Here is a 9,179-nt window from a genome sequence, read left to right on the forward strand (position 1 = left end):
CCTTGTCATTGCTGTTTTCGCGTTTGGTTAAATACAGGCCGAAAACAGAAACAGGCAAAGACCCACAAAATCTTAAACAGAGGCTTTTTCTTTCAAAGGATGCCGGAACATGGTCACTCCAAACAAGACTGCCAGCAGCACATAGATTACCGCCAGCCCCCAGAAAGCTTCTGGTGTACCTGCCTGCGTCTGTTTAAGCAAGGCCATTGCACCCGCAAAGAAGTGCAGCAGGTTTCCCATCACTAGCGGGCGGGCATAAATTCCGCCCATCACTACACCTTTAGACATCCAGTTCAGCATACCAAAGCCCAGATAAAGAGCTCCCAGCAGCTGCACCAACAAGGGGCCGGTTCCCGCCATCGGCTCCCCCAGCATTGTGAGGATTTCCTCCGGAAAAAAAGAAGCGGCCAATCCTAAGCCGCCCAGCAGGAAGGCGCTGGCAGCCAGTAGTATCTTTGTATTCATGCCCTAAAGTTAGAAACTCTGCTTCAGCCGCAAATTTCACAGGAGGAACTTTCTTGCAGACAAACAATTGTCAACCATAGAACCAGACACGTCAAAACAACCGAATGAAGAATGAGCACTCTCTGCCGACTCTCTTTTGGGTGAGCAGCTGGCCAACCTCTGGGGTTCCTGGGAGGTAGTTGTAGCAGGCCCTGGTTTATATTCTGTAGAAGGAGAAAGAGCAGGACGGCAGCCCACTAGTGATCTGCTGTAGCAGGAGCCTCTGAAGGAGCAGCCATGAAAACCCGCCCGTACAACACAGCTTTTGCTTACCCAGGTACGGGAGCCAGTCCAATAAAGTAAAAAACCCAGAACGGCGGCAGTCACTCCGGTGCGGCTAAAAAGCTTCTACTGCACCTTTGGCAGACAACGGAGACTGGATTGCCCCACCAGTATCCCTTTTCCCGCTCAAGAGCGGAAGGTAGTGCAGCCAAAGAAGAGAAATAGACTTACAAAGGTTGGATTCATGCCTCCTCACCGCGCAATGCCATCTGTACTCCACCACCTCACCGTTCCTGACAAGTTTGGCTAGTTCAGCAGGGTACCAGGTGAAAGATTGGTTTCCGTTAGAGAAAGGCTATGCAGGGATTACGCAGACTGTTTGGCGCCCGCTAAATTTGACCAGGAGTTCTCAGCTACCCTTTGCCGACCAGGGAGCACCAGATCCAGGCAAGGCTCATTAATGGCGGCCGGTGCGGCCGGCATAGGGCTCCAGGAGCCGGTGACAAAGCCCGTGATGAATTCTGAGGAATGCCCCATACGGCTCAGCCTCATGGCCAGCACTAAATTTTCAACAGTGATAGGCTCCGTTTGGGCCGAGTAAAAATCAGTCATAGCAGCGGCACTAGCTTTATAGGGGTTAAATTGGCACGATGTGCTATAGGATAAATACAACATGTATCAAAAAAGTTCAACCTCTATAGTACAAATACTAACTTTGTTAGGTTGTGCTCTAATTCATGTACCCAACTTCTACCATAACATCTTTTAAGCAGTAAGTTTTCCTGCCCTAATCAGGATTTAACCACAGCCTGCGCCCTCACTTGCAGCCCTCTGGCCTTGCTGTCACAGGCTGTTTGACCGGCAGCAGCAACACCATGCCTCTGCCCGCTTTTCGCCAGCAGATCCAATATCCAGGCAAACCATAGACACAGACACCTGCCATGGGTACAAAAATCCAAAATGTGGTATAAGTAAAATGCGGGTTCTGTTTTGGGGCTGTTTTTCTAAAAACAGCCCCAAAACAGAACCCGCATCCTGTGACGTATACTTGGCTCAGGTAAAGTTTACCACATGATAGCCCGCTGGTTAGATTTTTTAAAGAGGGCCATGCCTACTACTAGTTCATGGCTGTCACCAAAGTCAAACTCGTTGGCCCCGGCTATGCTGTAGTCATAGCTGTAGTTGAGGGTGAACCGGTTGGTAGGGGCAAAGCCCACCAGGGCAGACACAGAACCTTCCGGCACTACCCCGGCTCCCACCCATACCATGTTCCGGTAGCGCACTTTGGCATTCAGGTTGACTATCAGGTCTAAATTCCCTTCATATCTGACCAAGGCCCCGGGCGCCAGCTCCCAGTCCTGGTCTAACTGAAAGGTGTGGCCTAAGAGGGCCGTATGCCTGATATAGGTTTTGCCACTGCCGTCTAGCTCCTCATTCAGGCGCACCCGCAGGAGTCTCTGGGCAGAGTACCCAATGTAGGTCTGGTCAGAGTACAGCATCAACCCGGCATCAAGCGAGAAATACCGCAACGAGCCGTTGGCCCCCAACAGCCCCTGGTAGTAAGAATCCTGCCGGTCCCGCACCCGAAGGTCTTCCAGCTTCACATTCACCTGGTTGTACCCCAGCGTTAACCCGGCAGAAAGGTAAAATTTGCGGGAGACCGGCACGTGGGCGGCGGTAGAGAAACCTGTTTGCAAGTCAGAGTAGGCTCCGGCTGCCTCCTGCAGCACAAACCCGCTAATGCCTACTTTGGGCGCATGCCGGGCGGTGGGCTTCACGCTCCTGTTCTTGCCGTAAGAGGCCAGACTAGGCAGGTTGACTCCGTTAAACGCGTGACTGGCAGCCAGAATATAACTGCGGGGCACCTGGTTCATAGCGCTCCACTGCTGCTTGAACCCCACTTTGAGATCTGTAAAATCTTCCATTCCGGCGGCCGCCGGATTATAAAAATAGGGCAGGCGGCCGTACTGGGAGAGCGGACGGTCAGACTGGGCAACTGCCTCCCACCCCATGCCACACAACACCAGACCCAGCACCCCTTTTAGTATATACCGCTGAAAACTTCTCATAACGCCTTAATAAATAACCCTGATTGATCCTTTCAACTGTTTCCCGTTAGTGAGCTGCACCGTGTAGAAATAGGTGTCTTCCGGCACCGGCTTGCCATTATAGGTCCCGTTCCATTCCTGTTGGGGCTTCTCTGTGGAGAACAAGACACGGCCACTCTTGTCAAACACCCGCACATGCACTTTTCCAGTGAGCCCCATATGGGAGATTCCCCACGTTTTGTTCCGGTCACTGCCGTTAGGGAAAAGGGCGTTGGGTATTTCCTGCTCCTCAAATTTGCGCACCTCTACCTTTATGGCCACCACGTTGCTCACCTGGCTACCGCAGGCCCCATCTGTTACCCTGCGCCTGAAGTAGGCATCCTGGGTAAGCGGGCCTGGTTGATACGTCATGCCGGTGGCCCCTTGAATGGCAGAGAAGGAGGTCCCGTTCTTAGACGACTCCCATTGATAGGCAAGGGTGCCGCTTCCGCCGGTGGCCGGGGCGTCAGACATCAGTTTGGCGGGCGCATCACTGTAGTAGACCACCTGGCTAGCGCTGATAGTCCCGGCTTGCAGCTGGCCATACACCACTACCCACACCGCATTGGTGAACAAGGCGCCACAGTCACCGTTGCCATACGTCACCCTGCGGCGGAAATAAGTAGAAGCAGTAAGCGAACCAGGGGCATAACTGGCAGAGCGGGCACCGGCTATGTCTTGCCAGTTCACATTGTCTGCAGAGGACTGCCACTGGTAAAGGGGCATGTTGCCCAGCTCCCCGCTCACCTGCAGTGCCGCGGGAGGTGTGCCGTAGCAGACAGGCGCAACAGAAGCCAATGTTCCCGCCTTTTGCTCGCTCTGCACTTCTACTTGCACCACATTTGAATACTGCGCCGTGCTGCAACCGTCTGCTGCACTTACTTTCCGCCGGAAGTAGGTGGTCTTGGTTAAGGCCCCTGGTACATATGAGGTACCTTTCGCCCCGCTAATCACGGTCCAGGTGCTGTTGTTCTGTGATGACTCCCAAGTGTATTGAATGGTGCCATCTCCTCCGCTTGCGGCAACCGTATTCTCCAGTGCTGCGGGCGCCGCGTTATAGCAGACGGTCTGGTTGGCACTGATGGCACCTCCGTGCAGGGGTTGTACCACCCGCAGCGTTGCTACCTGAGACGTCACCCCGGGCACACACTCCCCAGACACCTGTACCCGGTACCGGTAATTGTTCAGGCTGCCCACCGCCCCATTGATCGTTAAGGCAGCTGTTTTTGCCCCCGCATAAACGCCTACGTCAGAGAGATCTACAAAGCCAGTCCCCTGGTCAACCTGCCATCTATAGACAAAGCTGGTCCCCTCTGTCTGCACCTGAAATGTGTGACTGCCCCCTACGCAAACGGTTTTGCTTTGGGGCTGGGCTGAGATTTTAGGCAGTTTGTTTACCGTAATGTTGACCTGCTTTTCAGCCTGCGCCACCCCATCAGAAACCCGTATGGTGACCGTGTATTGCGCGCCGCCCTGGTTCAGGGCGGGTGTCCAGGAGAAAGCCCCGGTAGTGGCATTGATGCTTGCCCCGGCGGGGGCATTCACTAACGTAAACCGCAAGGTATTCTCGGGCAGGTCAGCATCTGCGGCGGCGGCGGTAAACGTATAACTCTGCTGCTCACAAATGGTGGCAGTGGCGGGCACACTGCTTAGTACCGGTGCTTTGTTCACCTCATTCACCGTAATGGTAAAGGTTTGCTCGTCTACCAGAGCGGGCGTTCCCGTATCTGATACCTGCACGGTCATAGAATACACCTTTGGTCCCTGCTCTTCTGTGGGAAACCAGGAAAACACTCCCGTCTGGGCATTAATGGTTGCCCCCGCCGGACCATTGAGCAGCGTAAACCTCAGGCTCTGGGCTGGCACATCTACGTCTGTGGCGGAAGCAGTAAAGGTGAACGGTTTCTCTTCGTCTGTCACCTGGTTCTGAATGGCGGCCAACACAGGGGCCACGTTCACTTCAGTGACCTGTAAAGTAACAGTGGCCTCATCTGCCAACGCTCCGTCTGTCACGCGCACTTTGAATGTATAAGAACCGGCACCCTGTGCCTCTGTGGGCGTCCAGGAAAAGACCCCAGTAGTGGCATTAATGGTGGCACCGGCAGGGGCATTGAGCAAGCTGAACGTCAGTTTTTGGTTTGGGATGTCCTTATCTGTGGCGGTGGCGGTGAAGGTGTAGGCCTTTAATTCCTCAATGGTGGCAGTAGCGGGCACTCCACTCAGAACCGGGGCCTCGTTCACCTCTTCTACCGTCACCTTCACCTGCTGGTCAGCATATTTGGCAGGACTGCCATTGTCCAGAACCCGTACGGTGAACACGTAAACATCTGGGCCTTGTATCTCTGTGGGCATCCAGGAGAAGACCCCGGTGGTGGCATTGATAGTGGCACCCAGCGGAGCGTTGATCAGCGCATAACTCAGGGTATTGGCAGGAACATCTCCGTCAGTAGCCGACACCGTGAAGGAGAGCAGCACATTTTCTTTGGCTGTTTTATCAGGAATGGCAGCCAGCACCGGGGCTTCGTTTACTTCTGAGACCGTCAGGCTCACTTCCTTCTCTACCGCTCCCAGGCCGTCAGACACCTTCACTTTGAACGAGAAGACATTTGGCCCCTGCGTTTCAGACGGCTCCCAGGTAAAGACACCCGTGGCAGGATGAATAACAGCCCCAGCCGGACCATTCACCAAGGAGAAGGTAAGGGGTTGCGCAGGTTCATCTACATCTGTAGCTGAAGCCACAAACGTGTACACAGCCCCCTCTTGTATAGAGGCCGAAAGGGGCACGTTTGCCAGCACCGGCAGCGTATTGTCTTCTGTCACGGTCACTGTGATGTCTTTTTCAGCGGTGCCTACCCCATCTGTCACCCTAACTTTGAAAGCATACACACCGGGCCCCTGCGCCTCTGTGGGGGTCCAGGTAAAAGCCCCTGTGCTGGCGTTGATCCCCGCACCGGCAGGAGCATTCACCAGGGAGAACGTGAGCGCCTGCACTGGACGGTCTGCGTCTGTAGCCGTGGCTGTGAAAGAATACGCCTGCAGTTCAGGAATTGTAGCCGTGGCAGGTACGTTGGCCAGCGTGGGGGGTAGGTTTACTTCTGTAACGGTAATGGTGATGGTCTTGTCTGCAGAGACCAGTCCATCTGACACCCGTACCGTAATGTTAGAATATACCTTGGGGCCTTGCTCCTCAGTAGGGGTCCAGGTGAACACGCCAGTAGTGGGGTTAATCTGCGCGCCAGAGGGGCTGTTCAACAGAGAGTACAGCAGGTTTTGCTTAGGAAGATCTACATCTGTGCCAACCGCTGTAAAGGTGAACAGTTTCATTTCCTCAATAGAAACGGTAGCGGGTACACTTGCCAGCGCCGGAGCGGTGTTTACCTCCCTCACGGTAATGGTAACAGATTGCTCAGCAGTCGCTATCCCGTCAGACACTTTGACTTTGAACGTAAATGTGCCTGGCCCCTGGGCTTCAGTAGGTGTCCAGGCAAATTTGCCGGTGGTGGCTTCTATGGTGGCACTGGCCGGGGCGTTTTCTAAGGAGAAGGAAAGCGTCTGCGCCGGCTGGTCAGGATCTGTGGCGGTGGCGGTAAAGGTGTAGGCCTTTACCTCATCAATGGTCACCGTGGCGGGTACGTTGGCCAAGGTAGGGGCTACATTGGTAGCCTGCACCGTAATGGTGTAGGTTTTTACCTCACTTTCATCTTTTCCGCCCCGGGCGGTACCGCCATCATCTTTCAGCTTCACCCCAATGGTAGCCACCCCAGAAGCCCCGGCCACCGTTTCAAAAATGAGCATGCCGTCTCTGGAGACCTCTATGGATTTAAACAAGTCGGGCTTGCTGTTGGAAGTAATGACAAAGGAATAGTTCTGGGTCAGGTCAGGGTCCCCATCTTCTATAGAGGAGGCAAAATTATTGACCACCTGTAACCCGGCATCCTGGTCAACCACCGTAGGCATGGTAGTTAACACCCAAGTGGGTGCATCATTGACCGGATGGATAGTAATGGTAACGGTGGCTGCGTCCTGGCTGTCTTCACGGCCGTCATGGGCCCGGTAGGTAAAAGAATCTGTACCGTTGACATTGGCACCAGGTGTATAGGTAAAGGTGCCGTCTGCATTCAGCGTGAGCGTGCCTTTAGCAGGCTGCGTGACCACCTTGGCCGTAAGCTGATTGCCATCTGCGTCTGTGTCATTTTTGAGCAGGTGGTTATCTGCAAGTGTTACGGTCAGCGTCTGGTCCTCGTCTACGGCATAGGTGTCATTTACCGCTACTGGCATCGCATTAGGGCTGAACTTGATCACCTTGTCATCACCGGCCATGAACGGGTTTCCCGCTGCATCAACGGCCAAGGCCACGGCTCCAAACCTTCCGCCACCTTTGTTGTTATAAATACTCCATTGCTGTGCGCCAGCGCTGTTGTATTTAGCCCCAGAGAAGTAGGCTCCGCTCCCGCCAGCCACATACACATTCCCTGAGCCGTCTACCACCACGGCATTTGCCCCGTCTGGGCTTGAGGTAGAGGTACTGGAGGCGGCAAAGACATTACTTTTAGCCCACAACTGGGCACCAGATGCGTTATATTTCACAGTAGCCAAATGCACATTGCTATTCATGGAAGACCCAACCACATACACGTTTCCTGCGGCATCTACGGTCACCGCTCTGGCGGCATCTGTGTTGTTCCCCGGCCCGTTATAGGCTCTGGCCCAAAGTTGGGCACCGTCTGACATGCGGTATTTCAGGGTGAGGAAATCGCATTTGATTGGATCCAGCATATTGCTTCCCCAGGATGGATCATACGTGTAGCCGGTGGTAGATCCTATGAGATACAGGTTGCCGGCACCGTCTGCCTCCATTTCAACCACCTCGTCAGCATTGGTGCTGTTGGTATATATCTTCACCCACTGCTGTGCGCCAGAAGCGTTGTATTTGACCAGCCCAAGGTTATTGTTATTGGTCCCCCCTGCCACTGTGCCGGCCACATACACATTGCCAGAGCCATCAACAGTTACAGCCTTGGCTGCGTCTGAGGCATCAACGGTACCGTTGTAGGAAGAAGCCCACTGAAAATCACCGGCTGCGTTATATTTAACCGTAGTGAAAATCTGGTCTGAAAGGGTTCTGTATCTGGTTCTTGACGGGAAACCTGACCGGTAAGATTCTGTCCGGTAATTGGTTGTAACCGTACCGGTCACGTAGACATTGCCTGCTGCGTCAACCGCAATATCTTCGGGCAGGCTGCCTGGACCTGAGCTCCCGCTCCCGCTGAAAGTGCGTGTCCAGACCTGATCCCCGTCAGAATTGTATTTAACAATGCCATAACTGGTAGAGAACGAGGGAGAGGAATCTCCGTCACTCCAGGTATAATAATAAATACCGGTTGTCACTTTCCCTACTACATAAACATTCCCCGCAGCGTCAACTGCCATGGCCACCGGTTCATCAGGACCTTCAGAGGTATACCCGCCGTAATAGCCGGTACTGGAGCCGTAGTAAGGATACGTATAAGTTTTACTCCACAGCACTTGCCCGGCAGCATTGTATTTATTGGTCACAAAATCATACCCAGAACCTGTAACGTATTTCTGACCGGTCACATAAATATTCCCCGCCGCATCACGTTTCAGGGCCACCATGTTCCCTCCTGGCATTTGCTGGCTCCACTCCGGCGCCATGCGCTGGGCATGCGCAAGGGGCAAAAGCCCCCACAGACAGAATGACAGCAGGCCGAAGAGCCTTAACTTGAAGAGAACAGAAAGGCTACCAGTTTCCCCCGCACGTCCAACATTTGCCCGCTGCCCCTTCGCCCATAGGCCAGGGAAGGCATAGTAGTACTTGTCTTGCATATAAACTTGCTAAATGTGATTGTGCCAGTAAAATCAGCGGCTGCGCGTGGGGGAGGCGAACAGATGGCGCTTTAGGCATCAGGTCACAAAATTAAAGCATATTCTTGATTAAAAGGAAATTACAGACCCGGTATTTCACTACCTACATGTAAGTATTTGTTCAACTTGTCTGCAAACCAAGACCGGGCTAGCTGCTGCCGGTGAGCCATTCTCTGACTGAGGCATTTATGGCCTTTCTTCAACCTTTTATCCACAAAAGGAGTATTAGAAAATTACTATAGTTCCTGATGACCAGAAGCTAAAGCAATTGTTTAGACCTAACACTACCACTATGAAAAACTTACAGGGATACTTCTTCGCGTTGATGATGCTCGTAACGCTCACACTCTCCAGCTGCGAGCTGGTTGGCGATATTTTCAAAGCCGGCATGTGGACGGCCGTCATCATCATTGTCTTGATCATTGTACTGGTCATGTGGCTGTTCAGAAAAATAAGACGTTAAGCGTTTCTGACCTGTTT

5 protein-coding genes are annotated in these 9,179 nt (G+C 53.3%); 1 reads left to right on the forward strand and 4 read right to left on the reverse strand.

All coding sequences use genetic code 11. The annotated features are described in order from the left end of the window. Positions 1-72: 72 nt before the first annotated feature. From A8O25_RS21335 to A8O25_RS21350, 4 genes are all read right to left on the reverse strand, one after another. Positions 73-465 (reverse strand): hypothetical protein, encoded by a 393-nt coding sequence (locus tag A8O25_RS21335; protein WP_066839535.1) that lies wholly within the window; start codon positions 463-465, stop codon positions 73-75. Between the two features lie 627 nt (positions 466-1,092). Further along, entirely contained in the window at positions 1,093-1,338 is a 246-nt protein-coding gene (locus A8O25_RS21340; RefSeq protein ID WP_066839537.1) for a hypothetical protein, read from the reverse strand. 452 nt (positions 1,339-1,790) lie between these two features. Further along, on the reverse strand, positions 1,791-2,795 hold the full coding sequence (locus A8O25_RS21345; protein WP_066839539.1) for a PorP/SprF family type IX secretion system membrane protein: 1,005 nt from the start codon (positions 2,793-2,795) through the stop codon (positions 1,791-1,793). A 6-nt stretch (positions 2,796-2,801) separates the two neighbouring features. After that, complete coding sequence (locus A8O25_RS21350; protein WP_082893819.1) at positions 2,802-8,660, reverse strand: tandem-95 repeat protein; 5,859 nt, start codon at positions 8,658-8,660, stop codon at positions 2,802-2,804. A gap of 331 nt (positions 8,661-8,991) precedes the next feature. Between A8O25_RS21350 and A8O25_RS23420 the strand changes: the two genes are divergently transcribed. Continuing rightward, positions 8,992-9,162, forward strand: coding sequence for a hypothetical protein (locus A8O25_RS23420; protein WP_169818148.1), 171 nt, complete (start codon positions 8,992-8,994; stop codon positions 9,160-9,162). The last annotated feature ends 17 nt before the right edge of the window (positions 9,163-9,179 follow it).

The organism is Rufibacter ruber, assembly GCF_001647275.1.
GTDB lineage: Bacteria > Bacteroidota > Bacteroidia > Cytophagales > Hymenobacteraceae > Nibribacter > Nibribacter ruber_C.